Source organism: Bdellovibrio bacteriovorus (assembly GCF_048286975.1).
Classification (GTDB): domain Bacteria; phylum Bdellovibrionota; class Bdellovibrionia; order Bdellovibrionales; family Bdellovibrionaceae; genus Bdellovibrio; species Bdellovibrio bacteriovorus_H.
The window spans coordinates 817,219-834,785 of the sequence record NZ_JBLVRT010000001.1; the positions used below are offsets into that span (position 1 = coordinate 817,219).

Annotated in this window: 18 protein-coding genes; 7 read left to right on the forward strand and 11 right to left on the reverse strand. The window is 47.0% G+C overall.

All coding sequences use genetic code 11. The annotated features are described in order from the left end of the window. Positions 1-19: 19 nt before the first annotated feature. Positions 20-508, reverse strand: coding sequence for a hypothetical protein (locus ACNQKP_RS04040; protein ID WP_417862989.1), 489 nt, complete (start codon positions 506-508; stop codon positions 20-22). A 145-nt stretch (positions 509-653) separates the two neighbouring features. Here ACNQKP_RS04040 and ACNQKP_RS04045 point away from each other — a divergent pair, with 145 nt between their 5' ends. Then, positions 654-1,574 carry a hypothetical protein gene (locus ACNQKP_RS04045; protein ID WP_417862991.1) on the forward strand — a complete coding sequence of 307 codons (921 nt, stop codon included), beginning with the start codon at positions 654-656 and terminating at the stop codon, positions 1,572-1,574. Positions 1,575-1,672: 98 nt separating this feature from the next. Here the strand turns inward: ACNQKP_RS04045 and ACNQKP_RS04050 are convergent, their stop codons facing one another. The 10 genes from ACNQKP_RS04050 to dnaA all read right to left on the reverse strand — a co-directional run bounded on the left by ACNQKP_RS04050 (position 1,673) and on the right by dnaA (position 12,940). Then, positions 1,673-1,981, reverse strand: a complete 309-nt coding sequence (locus ACNQKP_RS04050; RefSeq protein WP_417862992.1) for an ATP synthase F0 subunit C — start codon at positions 1,979-1,981, stop codon at positions 1,673-1,675. Positions 1,982-2,022: 41 nt separating this feature from the next. Next, a complete protein-coding gene (gene atpB / locus ACNQKP_RS04055) occupies positions 2,023-2,712 on the reverse strand; it encodes a F0F1 ATP synthase subunit A (protein WP_011162634.1) in 690 nt (229 codons plus the stop codon). After that, the gene (locus ACNQKP_RS04060) at positions 2,702-3,058 is read right to left on the reverse strand and encodes a hypothetical protein (RefSeq protein ID WP_041576707.1); all 357 of its coding nucleotides are present in this window, start codon (positions 3,056-3,058) and stop codon (positions 2,702-2,704) included. Before ACNQKP_RS04060 ends, atpB begins: the two co-directional genes overlap by 11 nt. Continuing rightward, the gene (locus tag ACNQKP_RS04065; protein WP_088563748.1) at positions 3,055-3,291 is read right to left on the reverse strand and encodes an AtpZ/AtpI family protein; all 237 of its coding nucleotides are present in this window, start codon (positions 3,289-3,291) and stop codon (positions 3,055-3,057) included. Before ACNQKP_RS04065 ends, ACNQKP_RS04060 begins: the two co-directional genes overlap by 4 nt. Next, complete coding sequence (locus ACNQKP_RS04070) at positions 3,291-4,088, reverse strand: tetratricopeptide repeat protein (RefSeq protein WP_417862993.1); 798 nt, start codon at positions 4,086-4,088, stop codon at positions 3,291-3,293. The genes ACNQKP_RS04065 and ACNQKP_RS04070 overlap by 1 nt, the downstream gene beginning before the upstream one ends. A 1-nt stretch (position 4,089) precedes the next feature. Beyond that, positions 4,090-6,573: a DNA gyrase subunit A gene (gene gyrA / locus ACNQKP_RS04075; protein ID WP_417862995.1), complete on the reverse strand. Its 2,484-nt coding sequence runs from the start codon at positions 6,571-6,573 to the stop codon at positions 4,090-4,092. A 23-nt stretch (positions 6,574-6,596) separates the two neighbouring features. Continuing rightward, positions 6,597-9,017, reverse strand: coding sequence for a DNA topoisomerase (ATP-hydrolyzing) subunit B (gene gyrB / locus ACNQKP_RS04080; RefSeq protein ID WP_417862997.1), 2,421 nt, complete (start codon positions 9,015-9,017; stop codon positions 6,597-6,599). A gap of 86 nt (positions 9,018-9,103) precedes the next feature. Further along, complete coding sequence (recF, locus tag ACNQKP_RS04085; RefSeq protein WP_417862999.1) at positions 9,104-10,228, reverse strand: DNA replication/repair protein RecF; 1,125 nt, start codon at positions 10,226-10,228, stop codon at positions 9,104-9,106. Further along, positions 10,228-11,334 (reverse strand): DNA polymerase III subunit beta, encoded by a 1,107-nt coding sequence (gene dnaN, locus ACNQKP_RS04090; protein WP_011162627.1) that lies wholly within the window; start codon positions 11,332-11,334, stop codon positions 10,228-10,230. The genes recF and dnaN overlap by 1 nt, the downstream gene beginning before the upstream one ends. A gap of 232 nt (positions 11,335-11,566) precedes the next feature. Next, complete coding sequence (gene dnaA, locus ACNQKP_RS04095; protein ID WP_417863001.1) at positions 11,567-12,940, reverse strand: chromosomal replication initiator protein DnaA; 1,374 nt, start codon at positions 12,938-12,940, stop codon at positions 11,567-11,569. A gap of 225 nt (positions 12,941-13,165) precedes the next feature. On the opposite strand from dnaA, the gene rpmH reads away from it, so the two are divergent. The 6 genes from rpmH to mnmE are packed head-to-tail and all read left to right on the forward strand — an operon-like array spanning position 13,166 to position 17,567. Next, positions 13,166-13,315, forward strand: a complete 150-nt coding sequence (rpmH, locus tag ACNQKP_RS04100; RefSeq protein ID WP_011166211.1) for a 50S ribosomal protein L34 — start codon at positions 13,166-13,168, stop codon at positions 13,313-13,315. Next, a complete protein-coding gene (rnpA, locus tag ACNQKP_RS04105) occupies positions 13,305-13,664 on the forward strand; it encodes a ribonuclease P protein component (RefSeq protein ID WP_011166210.1) in 360 nt (119 codons plus the stop codon). The genes rpmH and rnpA overlap by 11 nt, the downstream gene beginning before the upstream one ends. Beyond that, a complete protein-coding gene (gene yidD, locus ACNQKP_RS04110; protein ID WP_417863004.1) occupies positions 13,606-13,902 on the forward strand; it encodes a membrane protein insertion efficiency factor YidD in 297 nt (98 codons plus the stop codon). Before rnpA ends, yidD begins: the two co-directional genes overlap by 59 nt. Continuing rightward, positions 13,886-15,505: a membrane protein insertase YidC gene (gene yidC / locus ACNQKP_RS04115; RefSeq protein WP_417863006.1), complete on the forward strand. Its 1,620-nt coding sequence runs from the start codon at positions 13,886-13,888 to the stop codon at positions 15,503-15,505. Before yidD ends, yidC begins: the two co-directional genes overlap by 17 nt. Before the next feature lie 51 nt (positions 15,506-15,556). After that, positions 15,557-16,117, forward strand: coding sequence for a protein jag (locus tag ACNQKP_RS04120; RefSeq protein WP_011166208.1), 561 nt, complete (start codon positions 15,557-15,559; stop codon positions 16,115-16,117). A 19-nt stretch (positions 16,118-16,136) separates the two neighbouring features. Further along, the gene (gene mnmE, locus ACNQKP_RS04125; RefSeq protein WP_417863009.1) at positions 16,137-17,567 is read left to right on the forward strand and encodes a tRNA uridine-5-carboxymethylaminomethyl(34) synthesis GTPase MnmE; all 1,431 of its coding nucleotides are present in this window, start codon (positions 16,137-16,139) and stop codon (positions 17,565-17,567) included.

Sequence of the window (17,567 nt, forward strand, 5' to 3'; positions counted from 1 at the left end):
CGTTGACGCTGGGTTAAGGTCAACGGCGTTTTACAGGTTTTTTCGATCTGGAAACGGCTTTCTTGGCGACCTTCTTGGTCACTTTCTTTTTAACGACTTTTTTGACGGTTTTCTTCTTCGTTTTCTTGCGCGCTTTTTCCTGGGGCCACACACCCACACGGGGATCTGAACTTCGCACCAGGCGGGTGATCATTTCGATGCGCTCTTCCCAGCCTTCGAACGTGAAGGGCAGATACAGCCATTTCGGCAGAACCGGATGATTCACCAAAAAAGGGAACTGCTTCTGCAGGGACTCGTGATGAATCCGGTCGGTCGCAATCAGAATACCATTCCAGACTTCGAAGTCGTATTCTTTACCGTGATAGGAATAGTCCCCTACATTTTCAGACAGCAGCATCTTCAACTGGCCCTGATAGTACAGTGCCAGTCCGCCGAACATCGACTTGATGATGGCGTCGGGTTTTTCTTCAAAGAACTCAAAGATCCAGCGGTTTTCAAATTGCTTCATACTCCATAAATACCAAGGCCTTCAAGGCGTCTCAAGACGGAAAAAGGCCCCTGTCTAAGTATTCGACACTTAAAATTTCTATCCTGAAATCTAGGGCTTTTAAGCTGTCATATCATTTGCATTTAAAACGCCACGAGGTGAAGTGATGGCTCTGATTCGACTGGCGGCTGTGATTCTTTCTGTGGTTTTTAGCGCTTCCGTGTCTATGGCGGACTGCCAGGACTGTACGACCGTGGACTTTGAAAAGAACATCCAGCTGAATCTGCTGACCCCGATGCTGCATATGTCGCTAAAGGAAAAAATCACCTACGTGCAGTCTTTCGGTATTGATGTCTACGCCGTGAAGGATCCGGAAAATCTTCCCATCACCGTGCCGTATCTTCCGTATGCCACGGAGGACATTATTCCCGCCAAGTTTATCAAGCTTTTCTCGGAAGGTGCCATCGGTCAGTACATGACCGAAACCAATTATGCTTACACAGTGAAAAAGCCGACCATTCTATTGATTGAAAGTGTGGATGACTGGACGGTGATTCACGAGTTTGCGCACTACCTGTTTGATCGCGCTCGTTTGATGGAAGATGACACCCGGGAATCCATGCACCTGATGCATTCTGAAGACGCGCAAGAGGACTTCTTTGACGCCAAAGAGTCCTTTCGCAACTTGGGAGGATACCGTGATGAGGAGCACAAGAAACGCACGATCCAGAGCTTTGTTCTTTACGCGAAAATGCAGATTTTCTTTGAGCGCTCCGCTAGCCTTGAAGAAACCACCATCGAGAAACTTCTGCGCAATTACCATGTGACTCACAAGCCTCACGGTTTTACTCACAAAGACACCGAACGCAGTGACCGTTACGTTTATAATACGTCCTTCAAGGCCCAGGAGGCTTTGCGTTTGATTCTGGAAGACTGTGTGGATCTGGCAAAGACTCTTACGGCACAAGATCAGAACTTGTTGTCAGAACTTAAGAACGTCTGCCATCAGGCCAAAGAGTTAAAGAGAGACGGTGTGAAAGTGTATGAAAGCACCGGACTGAAAAAGTCGCTTACGCCCGCGTATTAGAATTCATCGACACAAAATAAAAAACCCACAACCGATGAAAGTTGTGGGTTTCTAAAGACCGTTAAACCGGCCTTCTTGATCAAGAGATCAAGCCTGAATTATTTCAAGCCCAAAGCGATGATCAAAGCGTAGATTACTAGGGATTCGATAAGAGCTAGACCCAAGATCATTGGGATCAAAAGCTTACCAGAAGCCGCTGGGTTACGAGCGATACCTTCCAAAGCTGTGGAAGCAGTTTTACCTTGAGCCATTGCACCTGCGAATACAGAGATAGAGATTGCAAGAGCTGCTGCGATAGCAACAAGACCGCGGTCAGAGTTAGCAACTACAGTTTCAGTAACTGCAACAGCTGCTTCTTGAGCGAAAGCGGAAGAAGATGCGAACATAGCGATAGCTGCGATGATCATTTTTTTCATGTGGAACTCCTTATGGTTTAAAAATTTGCCTTTTAGTGATCGTGTGCAATCGCGAATGCCACGTAGACCATTGAAAGCAAAGTAAATACAAAAGCCTGAACAAAGCATACGAACAATCCCATCACGTAGAATGGAATTGGTACACCGATTGGAACCAGATCAAGGAACACGGAAAGAACCGTGTGGTCACCCATCATAACGTTCGCAAGACGAAGACCCAAAGAGAATGGGCGAACGATGTGGGAAACGATCTCGATCACAAACATCAATGGAGCCAGGAAGATCACCGGGCCCATGAAGTGCTTAAGGTAAGCAACAGGTCCGTTTTCTTTTACACCCTGGAAGTTATAGAACAGGAACATCAACACACCGAAACCGAATGTGGTGTTCATGTTTTCAGTTGCCGGAGTCATACCCGGGATCATGCCCAACAAGTTGTTGAACAAGATGAAGAAGAACACGGAAGCGAAGAACGGGATGTAGTGTTTTCCGTGCTCGCCGATAACCATGTCAGCCAGACCGGAAGTCATCTCAGTCAGAAGCTCGAAGATACCGCGCAAAGAGAACTTGCTTGCTGGCAATACAGCAGCTTCACCTTTACCCAGAGAAGCACGTGCAGCTGCACCGATACCTACTGCTGCTACAGTGGCAATACCCAGAGTCGCAACGTGTGCATACTCGTGACCAACACCCGGAACCAATTGTGTCCAGTTAAATGACATCTTCTTTTCCTTCTCTTAAGGCTTCTTTCACCGCATATCCCAGCGCTGAAAGAATAAAACTTGCGACCCCTAGTGCGAACCACAAAGTGTCGAACCAAGTTTGGTCTACAAGCTTAAAGATAATAATCCCTAAAATCGCGTACTTAAATACAATGATCCCGATGGCTAGGGCAACCAATTTCTTACTGAAGATCAATCCCCAGGCCCATCCCATCAGGAAAAAGCTCACCAAAATGACCAAAGCGCCTGAAATGAAGGAATAGCTCTGTTGTGGCGCGGCAAAAAGCCACAGAAGGACGCCCCCAAGGAGGGTGGTGAGGGCTTGAATGGCAAGTACATATTTCATGGCGTCCCGGGTGGTTTCTTGGATTCTGATTCTTTCTCATCTTGCTTCTGAATTCGATTCAGCAACCAGACGACCCTGACCAACCAGCCCACCAAACACGCAAGACTTAATCCGGCAAAGATCAGACCCTTGGTTTGGTACTTTTGATCAAGATATTGGCCAAGGTAAAAACATCCCAGGATCAAACCGACAAGTTCAAAGCCGATGGATGCAAAGATTATATACTTTTTCATTACTTCCTGAACCCTTTCGCTCCTGGAGCGTTCTTCATACGCTCCTGCAGGCGCTTGATTCGCAGTTCGATGTACTCAGGAGGGTTGTACTTGCCCCGATGCTCTTCAAGCACGGCAATGGCACTCTTAAAGTCCAAATTCTCTTCGTAACAAACAGCCAGGGTCAGGGCGACGTTTTCCTGAACCGCTTTATCTGGATACTTATCAATCAGTTCCTTAAAGATCGCGGCAGCATTCTTGAAATCCTTCTTCGCCACCAGGATATTACCCTTCAGCATCAGACCGCTGAAACGGATGTTGTCATCACTTTTTAGTTTCAGCAGGGAATCAATCTCGGATTCGGCCTGAAAGAAGTTATTCTGATAGTACTGCGCCCGCGCGACGTTCATTTTGTACTGGGCGGCTTCCAGATCCGTGTGGGGCATCTGTTGCAGCTTGCTGTATTCAATGATCGACATTTGATAGTTCTGCAGATTGTTGAAATAAATCGAGGCAATCTGTTTCTGGGACTCAAGGCGTTCCGCCTCATCCGTTGAATGCAGAACAATGTAATGATGATAGTTGATGGCTTTGTTAAAGTCCTTGATCTCAAAAAACGAGATTCTTGCGGCTTCACGGGCAGCTTCCAGAGGGAATTTGCTGGTGCTGTTTCTTTTGATAACCCGGTCCAGGTACCCCAGGGCGATCCGATGATGACCCTGGGATATGGATTTTTGAGCTTGTTTAAAATCCGCCTCTTCCTGCGAAGAGCAGGCGGACAGAGCCAAGACTAGGACGACCAGCAAGGCTCTGATCATATTAGTGTGGTGCGCCTTCCGGTGCCGGAGTTTCCTCTGTCGCCGTTTCGTCTTCAGCCACTACCGCCACGCCAGTCACGGTTTCGTCTTTCTCATCGATATTGATCAGGCGCACACCTTGAGTGTTACGGCCCAGAACCGAGATGTCCGTCACTTTCATGCGGATAACCTGTCCTTTATCGGTGGAAAGAATAAGTTCCATGTTGTCAGCGACTTTTTTGGTGCCGATAACCAGACCGACCTTGTCTGTCGTTTTCTGAGTGATGATACCCACACCGCCACGGGACTGGATGCGGTATTCGCCCGTTTCCGAACGTTTACCATAACCTTTGGAGGTCACCATCAAGATGGTGTCTTTGGTGTTCTTCTCAAGAACTTCCATTGCCACCACGATATCGTCTTTTGCCAAAGTGATTGCCTTCACGCCGCGGGCAGTACGGCCCATCTCGCGCACATCTGCCTCGTTGAAGCGGATGGACATACCTTCTTTGGTCGCAATGAAGATATCGCTCTGACCATCAGAGATCTTCACATCAATCACACCGTCATCAAGATCCGTGGTCAATGCGATGATACCTGCAGTACGAGGATTCGCGAAGGCATCCAAAGATGTCTTCTTAATCACGCCTTTTTCAGTCAGCATCACAGCGTATTTATTTTCGCTGAATTCATTCACCGGCAGAATCGCACGAACACTTTCACCATTGGAAAGCTGAACCACATTCGCCAAAGACTTCCCTTTGGAAGTTCTGGAGCCCAGAGGCAGACGGTGAACTTTACACCAGTAAACTTTACCCTTGTCGGTGAAGACCAACAGCATGGTTTTGGTGCTCGCAGAGAAGATGTCCGTTACGTAGTCTTCGTCCTTGGTCTCCATGCCTTTCAGACCTTTACCGCCACGTTTTTGCACGCGGTATTCCTCGACCGGGATACGTTTGATCAGGCCTGTGTTGGTCACAGTCACAACCATCGGCTCATCGGCAATCAGGTCTTCGTCTTCCAGATCACTCAGGTCACCGGTGATTTGAGTGCGTCTTGGATCGGCGTAGCGTTTTTTCACTTCTTCCAGTTCGCTCACGATGATTTTGTAAATCTCGCGAACATCAGAAAGAACGAATTTCAACCAGTCGATTTGTTTCATCAACTCAGCCAGTTCCGCAACGATCTTGTCACGCTCCAGGCCGGTCAAGCGCTGCAAACGCATTTCCAGGATCGCAATGGCTTGTCTTTCAGAGAATTCAAATTTCGACATCAACGCTTCACGAGCGGCGTTAGCCTCTTTGGAAGCACGGATGGTTTTGATCACTTCTTCAATGTGATCCAGGGCTTTTTTCAGACCTTCCAGGATGTGCGCGCGCTCCTGGGCTTTTTTCAGTTCGAAGATACAACGCTTCGTAACAACGTCACGGCGATGATCCACGAACGCTTCCAGCATGCCTTTCAGATCGAAAGTCACTGGCTGGTTTTTCGCATCCAGCGCCAGCATGATGATACCGAAGCTCGTCTGCATCTGAGTGTACTTGTAAAGTCTGTTCAGGATCACGCTGGCATTTTCACCGCGTTTCAGAACAACAACGATACGCATGCCTTCGCGGGAAGACTCATCACGAATGTCCGAAATACCTTCAATTTGTTTGTCACGAACAAGGTCCGCCATGCTTTCAATCAGCTTGGCTTTATTCACCTGGTACGGGATCTCGGTGATGATGATTTCTTCACGGTCTTTGACCTGAACGATTTCCGCAACCGCCTTGATAGTGACGATACCACGGCCTTTTTTATAAGCCTGCAAGATACCTTCACGGCCGGCGATCACACCGCAAGTCGGGAAGTCCGGACCCTTGATGTGTTGCATGAGATCTTCGATCTGACAGTCAGGGTTTCCGATCAGATGGATACATCCGTCGATAACCTCGCCCAGATTGTGCGGAGGAATGTTCGTCGCCATACCCACCGCGATACCCGCAGAACCATTCACCAGCAAGTTCGGGAACTTGGATGGAAGTACCGTCGGGATCAACAAAGAGTCATCGTAGTTCGGACCGAAAGAAACAGTTTCCTTTTCCAGATCGTTCAGCAGCTCTTCAGCTAAAGCGGTCAAACGGATCTCGGTGTAACGCATGGCTGCCGGAGAGTCACCGTCAATGGAACCGAAATTCCCCTGACCATCCTCAAGCGGGTAGCGCAGGGAGAAGTCCTGGGCCATACGAACCATGGTATCGTAAACGGAAGCATCACCGTGCGGGTGATATTTACCGATCACGTCGCCGACCACACGGGCCGACTTCAAATACGGTCTGTTGTGGCGGTTGTTCATTTCACTTTGAGCAAACAAGACACGGCGGTGAACCGGTTTCAAACCGTCACGAACATCCGGCAGGGCACGGCCCACGATCACCGACATGGAGTACTGCAGATAGGCTCCGCGCATCTCCTTGCTGATATCAACTAACGTGACGCCTTTTTCTTCTTGATTATTTTCCATAAAATTTCAAATCCCTTAAAAAATTAAACGTCCAGGCTTCGTGCCAACAATGCGTTGTCGTGGATGAATTGACGACGAGGTTCAACCATTTCCCCCATCAGGATGGAGAAGGTTTCGTCGGCGGCAACGGCATCGTCGATAGTCACTTTCAGAAGAGTTCTGTTTTCCTTGTTCAGAGTGGTTTCCCACAACTGCTCCGGATTCATCTCTCCCAATCCTTTATAGCGCTGGATGTAGATTCCTTTTTTCGTGGATTCCATAACGTGAGTGTAGAAGTCGTTGTAGTTCTCAAACTGAACTTCGTTTTCACCTTCCAGAATCGTCAAAGGCAAGGTGCTGATCGCCTGGATATCGGCCCAGATTTTTCTAAGCTCGATGATCTCGGAAGAACGCAGATTGTCTGTGCTGAATTTTGTTGTCATGCGGTCGGCATAACGAACGGTGTAGATGTCAGCATACATTTTTCCGGTTTCAGCTTCGGTTTTAACTTCACCTTTGTATTCGGTGATACCTAAAGTCTGATCAGAATTAACCCACGCACCCAGGTCTGTAAGAACCTGTTCGATTTTTTTCGCGTCTGTGAAGGTTTTTTCAAAATCGGTGACTTTGCTTAGCAGGAAGTACAGAACGTCCTTGTCGTATTTCTTGGAAGAAACACGCAGAAGATCGTTGAAGCGCTGGATGTTCAGGATCAACTGACGCAGATCTTTTTCCGGCAGGGATTCTTTGCCTTTGATTTTGAAGTTACCCAGGCCCGAGCTCAGAAGATACTCAGTCAAAGCCGCTTCATTTTTCAGGTAAGTTTCCTCTTTGCCTTTCTTCGCACGGTACAAAGGTGGTTGTGCGATATACACATAACCACGTTCAAGCACCATAGGCATCTGACGATAGAAGAACGTCAAAAGCAAAGTCATGATGTGGGATCCATCCACGTCAGCATCGGTCATGATGATGATTTTGTGATAGCGGATTTTATCCACGTTCACATTGTCTTTACCGATGCCGGTCCCCAAAGCGGAGATGATGACTTTGATCTCTTCCGAGGAAATGATTTTGTCAAAACGCGCTTTTTCAACGTTCAGGATTTTACCTTTCAACGGCAAAATCGCCTGCGTGCGACGGTCGCGTCCCTGTTTCGCGGAACCACCTGCGGAGTCACCCTCCACCAGGTACAATTCACAAAGAGCCGGGTCACGTTCCTGACAGTCCGCCATTTTACCTGGCAGAGAACCGCCATCCAAAACGGTTTTACGACGAGTCAAATCACGGGCTTTTCTGGCAGCTTCACGGGCACGCGCGGATTCCACGCATTTCATGATGATGTTTTTTGCTACAGATGGATTGCGGTCCATCCAGTCTGCCAGTTTTTCATTCACCATCGCCTCGACAATACCTTTAACTTCGGCATTACCCAGCTTGGTTTTTGTCTGACCTTCAAACTGAGGCTCGCGAACTTTCACGGAGATAACGGCAGCCAAACCTTCACGGATGTCTTCACCTTCAAGGTTGGCTTTCAGATCTTTCAAAAGATTTTTTTCCGTCGCATAAGCATTCGTTGTACGAGTCAAAGCAGCGCGGAAGCCGACCAGGTGAGTACCACCTTCATGCGTGTTGATGTTGTTGCAGTAAGTGAAAATGGATTCAGAGTAAGAATCATTCCACTGCATCGCGATTTCCACATCGACGTTGTCTTTTTCGCCTTTGAAGTAAACCACTTCGTTATGCAGGGATTTTTTGGACTGATTCATGTATTTCACAAATTCAGCCACACCTTCGGAATACTGGAAGTCCTGCTTTTTGCCATTGCGTTCGTCGGTCAAAGAAATATGCAGGCCGGCATTCAGGAACGCCAATTCACGGAAACGATTCGCCAAAGTGGTGAAGTCATAACTCAAAGTTTCGTCTTTGAAGATAGTGCGATCCGGTTTGAAAGTTACTTTCGTTCCGGTTTTCGTGGTGGTTTCACCCTGAGCCACGGGCGCCAGGATTTTTCCACGCTCGTAGTTCTGTCTCCAGAAGTGACCATCACGCTGAACTTCCACGGACACACGGTCAGAAAGCGCATTCACAACGGAAGCACCCACGCCGTGCAGACCACCGGATACTTTGTATCCGCCGCCGTCAAATTTACCACCGGCGTGAAGAACGGTCATAACCAGCTCAAGAGCGGACTTGCCGGTTTGTTTCTGAGTAGCAACCGGAATACCACGACCGTCATCTTCGACTGTGATGGATTCATCGGCATTGATGGAGACGCTGATCTTTTTGCAGTAGCCAGCCAAGTGTTCGTCTACCGAGTTATCCACAATTTCATACACAAGGTGGTGATAGCCTTTGAAAGCAGTATCACCGATATACATACCGGGACGCTTTCGAACTGCTTCGAGACCTTCGAGAACCTGAATTGAATCGGCTGAATAGGATTTTTGTTCTTCTGTTGACACTGGAACCCCTCATTGCTTTGCATACCCCTCGACAGATTCGAAGGTGTCGCGTTCATCATTTTCCGCAGTTGAGAAACTGCAGAAAGCTACTCAAGGATTTGGCCATCCTTGATGCGCACCACGCGGAGCTGATCGAGGCTGAATGATTCAGGCAATGTGAAATCCGTCGTCGTCACAAAAATCTGCGTATTGATCTCGTGTAAGAACGTAATCAGTGCATCTCTTTTGGCTTTATCGAGCTCAGAAAGTACATCGTCCAACATCAGCACAGGATAGGTCCCGTGAGCCTTCCTATGATACACAATTTGGGCCATTTTGAAAGAAAGAATGATCGCTCTCTGCTGCCCCTGGCTACAGAAAAATCGTGAGTCTTTTTGCCCATATAGGAACACAATATCGTGCTTATGAGGACCCACCAAACTTGTCCCGCTTGAGAGCTCTGCATCATGCAGTTCGCGAAGTCGTTTTGTGATTGCATTTTCAACTTCTTCACGTGTGAAACTCACCGCGTTTTGATCAGAAACAAGGTATTCCACCGAGATATCCACAGTGGAGTTGCCAGAAATGTATTGCATGGCATTATTGAAGTCTTTGGAAAGTCCGTGCAATGCCGAGATGCGGGCGTGGGTCAAATCGGTCGCTAAACGCACAAATTGGGGGTTTAGAGACTCCAAAAGGTTCAGGGTGACCACTTTATCCTGCAAACCCTCCAAAAAGTTCTTCAGGATCTTGTTGCGCGTTTTGAGCGCTTTTCGGTAATCGGCGATCAACTGGGCATTTTTTCGGTCAAAGGTCACCAGCAGCTCATCCACCAGCTCGCGGCGGTGATCTGCACCTTCTTTGATCGAAGATAGACTTTCAGGACTGAAGACAACACTGGCAAAAATCTTCCGGATGTCGGCCGAGTTCACACGCTTGTCGTTCAAAGTTAAAACCTTGCGGCTTTTTGAAAGACCCAGTTTCAGTTTGTAATGAAGATCGTTCTGAGTAATCAGCGCCTGGATAACCGACTCGGATGTGTTTGAGTTGATCAGCGTGGAGTTGTCAGAGTAGCGGAAGGAGTCCCCTTGAGAGATCATGTACATCGCCTCAAGGAGATTTGTTTTACCCTGTCCGTTCTCTCCGAGGAAAACATTCACCCGAGGAGAGAAGGACAAAACCACGTCCCGATAATTTCGGAAATTAACCAGACGCAGTCTTTCGAAAATCATTAGATTCTCATTGGCATCACAACGCAGGTGTAAGTCTGGTCGTTGTGAGGTCTCATCAATCCTGGTGAAAGATGATCATTCAGTTCGAAATCAATTTTGTCCTGGTTCATGCTGGTCAGGATGTCGGTGATGTACTTTGCATTGAAACCGATTTTGATTTCGCCGCCCATGTAATCCACTTCGATTTCTTCCTTCGCATCTCCCAGTTCCGGATTGTTCGAGGAGATCTCCATACGGCCGTTGGATAAATTCAACAACACCGCTTTGGATTTCTGATTCGCCAAAAGGGATACGCGCTTTAGTGAAGTCAGGAACGCATCACGGCTGATCATCACTTTTTGCGGAAGCTTCTGTGGAATAAACTGTTGATAATTCGGGTACTTTCCTTCGATCAAACGAATCATCAGAATTGTTGATGAATGTTTCAATACGAATTGGGAGCCTTCCACAGCTATTTCCACAGTGCCGTCGATGCTTTCAAGAATCTTTTTGATTTCGTGCAAACCTTTACGCGGAATGATCACACCTTGAGTGGCGTTAACCTTGATGTCTTCGGAAGGTTTGTTCACCAGGCTCATACGGTGACCATCGGTTGCAACCATTTTGAAACCTGTCTGAGGATTCAATTCAAAAAACACACCGTTCAGGTGGTAACGAGTTTCGTCTGTGGATACAGAGTAAATCGTTTTATCAATCATCTCTTTCAGCACCTGTGCGTGAATTTTGATGAAAGCTTGAGAGTTGTAAGTAGGGAAGATCGGATATTCTTCAGCAGAGATACCAACGATTTTGGAAGTGTACTTGCCTTGTTTGATTTCAAGCCAGTTGTTTTCTTTTTTGATCAAAGTGATTGGACCTTCAGAAAGTTCCTTGGCGATGTCAAAAAGACTTTTTGCACTGACGGCTACTTTACCGGCCTGGTGAACTTGTACTTTGATTTGATCGGTAAGGCTGACTTCCAGATCGGTGGCAAAAACTTTCAAAGTGTTCTGATCAGCTTCCAGCAAAACGTTGATGAGGATGGGCATGGTATTGCGCTTCTCAACGATGTTCTGTGTTTTTCCGATAAGACTTAACAGATCTCGCTTATCAATCTCTAATTTCATGAAAGACCCTCTTTTGAACGCTCTTATTAACTAATTCTATATATATAAATATCTAGTAGTAGTAGTAGGGGCGTGGAAAACCTAACAAATCCCCTAAGTCCATGTAAACACTAAAAAACATTTGTGGATAAAGACTCTGTACAACTTTGCAGTTTTTGAGCCTTTTTTGGGGGTAACTCAGATCCACATTTTAAGCCCCAAACTCTTCCACAACTCTTTCCACAGTCCACATTCACACCCCTGTGATATTGTGGATTCTTTGTTCCAAGTCTTCGATATCCTTGGCGATATCCTGGTCTGCCGCCTGTAGATTCTTGACCCGTTCCAGAGCATTCATCACAGTTGTGTGATCTTTGCCTCCAAAAGACTTGCCGATATCCACCAAAGATTTATCCAGGAACTTCTTAATCAGATACATCGCGATTTGACGTGGAACGACAATCGGCTTGGCTCTGGTTGAAGATTTAAGGTCCAAAACACGCACTTTAAAATGATCCGCCACCAGTTTCATAATCTCTTCAACCGAGATCGTGCTTTGGGTTTCATGGTGGGCCAAAATGCGCTTCACAAGTTCGTGATCAATCGGCAGACCCTGAAGCTCCGAGAACATCTTCACCTTCTTTAGATTGCCTTCAAGCTCTCTGATGGAACGTTTGGATATTCTGGCTATGTAGTTCACAACGTCTTCAGGAAGACGCACGTTGAACTTTTCAGCCTTGTAGCGAAGGATGGCAATACGGGTCTCCAGATCCGGCATGGTGATGTCCGCAATCAAACCACGTTCCAGACGGGTGCGGCTGCGGTCTTCTAGGCCGTGGATATCCTTGGGCATGCGATCACTTGCCAGGATGACCTGTTTACGGCTGTCGATGAAGCTGTTCACGGTGTGGAAGAATTCTTCCTGAACCGCTTCACCCCGGGCGATGAATTGAACGTCGTCCACCAAAAGAATGTCCGAATTTTCACGGTACTTCTGGCGGAACTTATCCATTTCATGACGGCGGATAGCAGAAATACACTCATTCATAAAGCGTTCAGCTGAGATGTATGTAATTCTAAGGTGCTGATATTGTTCGCGAATATGATTTCCAGCGGCGTGCAAAAGATGGGTTTTACCCATTCCCACTGGTCCATATATATAGAGAGGGTTGTAGTCATCAGCTCCGGGGTTGCGGGCGACGTTATAACAGGCCGCATGGGCGAACTCAGAGTTTTTCCCCACGACAAATGTCGAAAACGTCAGTTCCGAGTTCAAGGTGTCAGAACTGGACCTTGGTTGAGTAGGCTGGATATTCTGAGCACGCGCCAATTGCGCCTGGAGGATCTCAGAACCACTTAGAACCTCATCCGGGGTTGTAGATGTCTCAATATGAGAATTTATTTTGTTCCCCGTAATACTGAACTCGACCTCGAACGGCTTACCGTAAGTATCTGAAATTTCAGTATAAATCTTATCCTGCAGGTTCTCAATAACGAAGTACTGGTGAAGGGCGTTGGGTACTCCTAAGACCAGGCGCGGACGATCCGCAGAGCCCGTGGTACTCACGTACTCAATAGGATCAAGCCAGGTATCCAACAACTTATTGTTGTCGTTCCGGCTTTTCATCTTTGTTTTGATAAGTGTCCAAAAAGACGAGTTTAATTCCACGTGATTCCCCTCAAGCGCTGGGACCTCTTAACAAGGGGAGCTGAAGTTTTCAACAGTTGACCTTCATGTCGCAATGTGCTTTATTAATGCCCCACGTATCTAGTTGGAACCAACTTTGTGGAATACATATATAGGTGTCTTTGACGTCATTTAGCGTCGTAAAAAAACCCTGGGGAGATAGTTATGAAACGTACATACCAACCATCCAATAAACGTCGTAAAACCACACACGGTTTCCGCGCTCGTATGGCTACTAAAGCCGGTCAAGAAGTTCTAAATCGTCGTCGCGCTAAAGGTAGAAAGCGTCTGACGGTTTCTACTGGTGGAAAATAATTCCGCACAAGTAATTAAGAGAAGCTCTGAATTTCTCTCTCTAAAACAATCGGGTAAAAGACACTGGCCTACAAAGTGGTTGCTTCTGAATTATCAGAAAAACCAGGTAGGTCAGTTGCGTTTTGGCGTGACCGCTAGTCGCAAGACTGGATCGGCCGTCGTACGCAATAAGCTCAAGCGTTGGACCAGAGAGTATTTCCGCAGTTTCCTTGTGGCGGGACAAACCCTTGAAGCCGACATCAATCTTATCTTTAAACCTATGGAAGCAAACTTTTACAAAGGTCTCAGTCATGAGGAATTTGTCAAAGCTATGGACCGTGGTTTGGAAACTCTACGAAAACACCTTTAAGTACATCTTATGGGTTTTTATCGGGGCTTACCGAACCATCGGGACGACTCATTTAGGTGGATCCTGTCGATTCGAACCAAGTTGTTCTGCCTATGCACTCGAAGCCATTAAGACTCATCATACACACAAAGCTCTTTGGTTAATCACCAAAAGGGTTTGCAAGTGCCGACCGGGAGGACCTTATGGTTATGATCCGGTTCCTCTTGCAAAGGGAGTAATCAATGCAACAAAAGAATAACAACCCGTCATTCTTTGATCCCAAAACACTTATCGCCGTGGCTGCCGTAGCTATCGTTTATTACGGATGGAACACTTACCTCGGCAAAAAATATCCTGATTACAACAAGCCAAAAACTCAGACTGAGCAAACTGGCAAACCAGCGACCGCTGCGACCACTTCTGAAACTCCTGCTGCCACAGCAAACACAGTCGATACAAAATCTGAAATCATGGAAACGCCAACAACGGCGAAAGAATTCCATTTCGAAAACGACAAAGTTTCCTTTGTTATGACCAGCTTCGGTATGGGTTTGAAGGGTTACACCATCAACAACTACCAGGATAAAGAAAAGAACAACATCAAGCTGGGTGTTTCCACCACCGATGGTCTGTTTGAAATGCGCTGGGCAGGGGATTCCAAACCTTTGGCGTTTGATGTGGCTGAACAGGCTCCTGGTCACTACGTGGGTACGGCTCATGTGGGCGAAACAGTGATCAAACGTGAATTGAAGTTCAACACTGAAACATCCTCTTTCACTAACACGATTTCCGTTTCTAACCCGACCGAAGACTTTAAAAAAGGCTTCTCTTTGTTGATTCCGGAATCCATTCACACGCACGCTTCCACGTCTTTCCTGTTCCCTTCCTATGAACATCAGGATTTCTTTGTCACACACAACGGTGGCAAACACGACACAGTGAACTTTAGCGGCGCTAAAGAAGATGTGGTGAAAGACTTCCCGGCAACATCCCTTGTTTCTGTAAGCTCCCAGTATTTCGCAGCGGCTATTTTGGACAAATCTGAAATTATGCCGGAAGTGAAGTTAAATGCTCAAATCAACGCAAAAACCGCTATGGCCGAACTGGTTTATAAGCCGGCTTCTGTAAAGTCTGAAATGACTTTCTCTGAGGTCTTCTATGCCGGTCCGAAATCCATCGACGCTTTGAAAGCTGTGGATCCAGAGATGGCGAGCCTGATTGATTTTGGTTTCTTCGGCTTTATCGCTCGTCCGCTTCTTTATGTAATGAAGGCGGCTCACTCTGTTGTTGGCAACTGGGGTTTTGCGATCATCATCCTGACTTTGCTGGTTCGTTTGTGCGTATTGCCGTTCAATATCATGTCCTTCAAATCCATGAAGGCGATGCAGAAGGTTCAGCCGATCATTCAGGGTCTGCGTGAAAAGTACAAAGAAGATCCAATGCGTTTGAACCAGGAAATGATGGCCGTGATGAAACAAAATGGCGCCAATCCCCTGGGCGGCTGTCTGCCGATGCTGCTTCAGATCCCGGTGTTCTTCGCTTTGTACCGCGTGATTGGTTCTTCCATTGAGCTTTATAATTCTCCGTTCATCCTGTGGATCACGGACCTGAGCTCTCATGACAAGTTCTATGTGTTGCCGATTTCCATGGCGGTCTTCATGTACATTCAGCAGAAGATCACTCCAAGCACGATGGATCCAACTCAGGCGAAGATCATGGCGTTCCTGCCAGTGGTTTTCTCTTTGTTCATGTTGCAACTTCCAGCCGGTCTGACTCTGTATATGGTTGTCAGTACGCTGTTTGGTATCATCCAGCAATGGTTGATCATGAGAGAGCCAAAGACCAAAGCGGTCACCGCTTAGTCTTTGGGTGATGATTTTAGATTTATTTTATATTTATAAATAGGAGGCATAATGGGTTTTTTTAGTAAGCTTTTCGGGGGGAAAAGCAAAGGTGCTAACAATGAAGTGGAAGCCCTTGTTGAAAAAACTTTGGAAGGGATCATCGAGAAAGCTCAGTTTGAACTGTCTTTCGAGATCGTGACTGAAAAAGAAGAAGACGGCTCCGTAACATTGGCTGTTCAGTTCTCTGGCGCTGATGAAGAGATTCTGAAAGACAAAAAAGGACAGATGCTGGATGCATTCCAGTTGTTCTTAAAACGCGTGATCCAGCACAACTTCCCTGAAGATAAAACAAATATCACAGTGGACTGCGGTGGATACCGTGATGAATCCGCAAATGCTCTGATCGAGCGTGCGGAAAACCTGAAAGCAATCTGCATCGAGCAGGGGAAATCTGTTTATTACAGAGCTCTGCCGCCGAAAGATCGCAAAGTTGTTCACCAGTACCTGGCAAAAGATCCGCGCGTAAAAAGCCGTTCTTTGGGTGATGGTCTGTACAAAAAAATCAAAATCTATCCGGCTAAAGGCGGCTCTAACAATGCTGCTGGTGCGGAAGAAGCTGCTCACGACTAGTGAGCTTTAAGTGGGGCCTATGATCCGCGGAGATCGTGATAAAGATACAATCTGTGCGATCTCCACTCCTCATGGAGTGGGCGGTATCTCTGTTATCAGAGTCAGTGGGCCCCAGACTTTGAATATCGTCTCCAAAATCTGCGAGTTTTTGCCGGCACATCCTGAGTCTCATAAAGTCTATTTTGGGAATCTGAAAAACTCCCAATCAGGCGATGAGATTGACGAGGTTCTGGCAACCTACTTCAAAGAAGGCCGCTCTTTTACGGGTGAAGAGGTTATTGAAATCTCCTGCCACGGAAGTCCGCTGATCTGCCAAACTATTCTAAATCAATTAGTCAATCTGGGGGCTCGTCCGGCCGATCGCGGGGAATTCACTTTCCGTGCGTTCATGAACGGGAAGCTGGATCTGGTTCAGGCGGAATCCGTTCTTTCTTTGATTGAGTCCCAAAGTCAGCAGGCCGCGAAACTGGCTTTGCGCCAGCTTAAAGGGACCCTTTCCCACAAGCTTGAAGAGATTGAAGATGATATGACCTGGATTCTGGCGCATGCTGAAGCCAGCATTGATTTTTCCACTGAGGGCATTGAAGTCATCGAAGAAAACGTCATTCAGGTTCGTTTGAAAAAAATCGAAGCGGGTCTGAAAGAGCTGGTGGCCACTTTCAAAGTGGGCCGTCTGCTGAAAGATGGTTTCCGGATTGTTCTGACGGGCCTTCCGAATGTGGGTAAATCAAGTTTGTTGAACTTGTTCCTGGAAGATGAACGGGCCATCGTGACGGACATCCCGGGGACCACCCGTGATGTGATTCACGGGGATACGACTTTTGAAGGCGTGAAGTTCACTTTCGTCGACACCGCCGGTCTTCGTGATGAAGCCACGGATTTGGTGGAGCGAATTGGTATCCAGAAAAGTTATGAAGCCCAGAATGAATCCGATGTGGTGTTCTTTGTTTACGACATCGAAAAGGGTCTGGGGGCTGAAGAGCTGCAGATTTTAGAGTCTTTGGATCCGGCAAAAACCTATATTCTGGCCAATAAAACCGACAAAATAGGGGGGTCTAAACCCCTGGAAACTGTCGAAAAAACACTGAAAAACAGTAAATTTTTCCAAAAACTGACGGACCCTGGGGCTTTCTTCACAAGAAGGGTGTTCTTTGTCAGCGCTCTTGATAAAAAGGTGCGTTCTGAGGTGCTTAAGGACCTGGTGAAAGAGTTCGCCGATTTGCAGGTGGAAAACACAGTGCTGATTTCCAATGCCCGTCATTTCGAGAATCTTTCCCGCGCCCTTGAAAACACCCAACGTTCACAATCAGTCGTGGCGCAAGGTTTAGGTGCTGAGTTTTTGGCTCTTGAGTTTAAAGAAGCTCTCATTGCGATCCACGAAACTTTGGGGAAACGGTTTGATGATCAGATCATGGACCGCGTCTTTAAAGAGTTTTGTATCGGGAAATAA

What these genes read in the sequence shown, in the direction of transcription:
- ACNQKP_RS04040 (WP_417862989.1), bottom strand. Translation starts at nt 508, where the DNA reads ATGAAGCAATTTGAAAACCGCTGGATCTTTGAGTTCTTTGAAGAAAAA.
- ACNQKP_RS04045 (WP_417862991.1), top strand. Translation starts at nt 654, where the DNA reads ATGGCTCTGATTCGACTGGCGGCTGTGATTCTTTCTGTGGTTTTTAGC.
- ACNQKP_RS04050 (WP_417862992.1), bottom strand. Translation starts at nt 1,981, where the DNA reads ATGATCATCGCAGCTATCGCTATGTTCGCATCTTCTTCCGCTTTCGCT.
- atpB (WP_011162634.1), bottom strand. Translation starts at nt 2,712, where the DNA reads ATGTCATTTAACTGGACACAATTGGTTCCGGGTGTTGGTCACGAGTAT.
- ACNQKP_RS04060 (WP_041576707.1), bottom strand. Translation starts at nt 3,058, where the DNA reads ATGAAATATGTACTTGCCATTCAAGCCCTCACCACCCTCCTTGGGGGC.
- ACNQKP_RS04065 (WP_088563748.1), bottom strand. Translation starts at nt 3,291, where the DNA reads ATGAAAAAGTATATAATCTTTGCATCCATCGGCTTTGAACTTGTCGGT.
- ACNQKP_RS04070 (WP_417862993.1), bottom strand. Translation starts at nt 4,088, where the DNA reads ATGATCAGAGCCTTGCTGGTCGTCCTAGTCTTGGCTCTGTCCGCCTGC.
- gyrA (WP_417862995.1), bottom strand. Translation starts at nt 6,573, where the DNA reads ATGGAAAATAATCAAGAAGAAAAAGGCGTCACGTTAGTTGATATCAGC.
- recF (WP_417862999.1), bottom strand. Translation starts at nt 10,228, where the DNA reads ATGATTTTCGAAAGACTGCGTCTGGTTAATTTCCGAAATTATCGGGAC.
- dnaN (WP_011162627.1), bottom strand. Translation starts at nt 11,334, where the DNA reads ATGAAATTAGAGATTGATAAGCGAGATCTGTTAAGTCTTATCGGAAAA.
- dnaA (WP_417863001.1), bottom strand. Translation starts at nt 12,940, where the DNA reads ATGAAAAGCCGGAACGACAACAATAAGTTGTTGGATACCTGGCTTGAT.
- rpmH (WP_011166211.1), top strand. Translation starts at nt 13,166, where the DNA reads ATGAAACGTACATACCAACCATCCAATAAACGTCGTAAAACCACACAC.
- yidD (WP_417863004.1), top strand. Translation starts at nt 13,606, where the DNA reads ATGAGGAATTTGTCAAAGCTATGGACCGTGGTTTGGAAACTCTACGAA.
- yidC (WP_417863006.1), top strand. Translation starts at nt 13,886, where the DNA reads ATGCAACAAAAGAATAACAACCCGTCATTCTTTGATCCCAAAACACTT.
- ACNQKP_RS04120 (WP_011166208.1), top strand. Translation starts at nt 15,557, where the DNA reads ATGGGTTTTTTTAGTAAGCTTTTCGGGGGGAAAAGCAAAGGTGCTAAC.
- mnmE (WP_417863009.1), top strand. Translation starts at nt 16,137, where the DNA reads ATGATCCGCGGAGATCGTGATAAAGATACAATCTGTGCGATCTCCACT.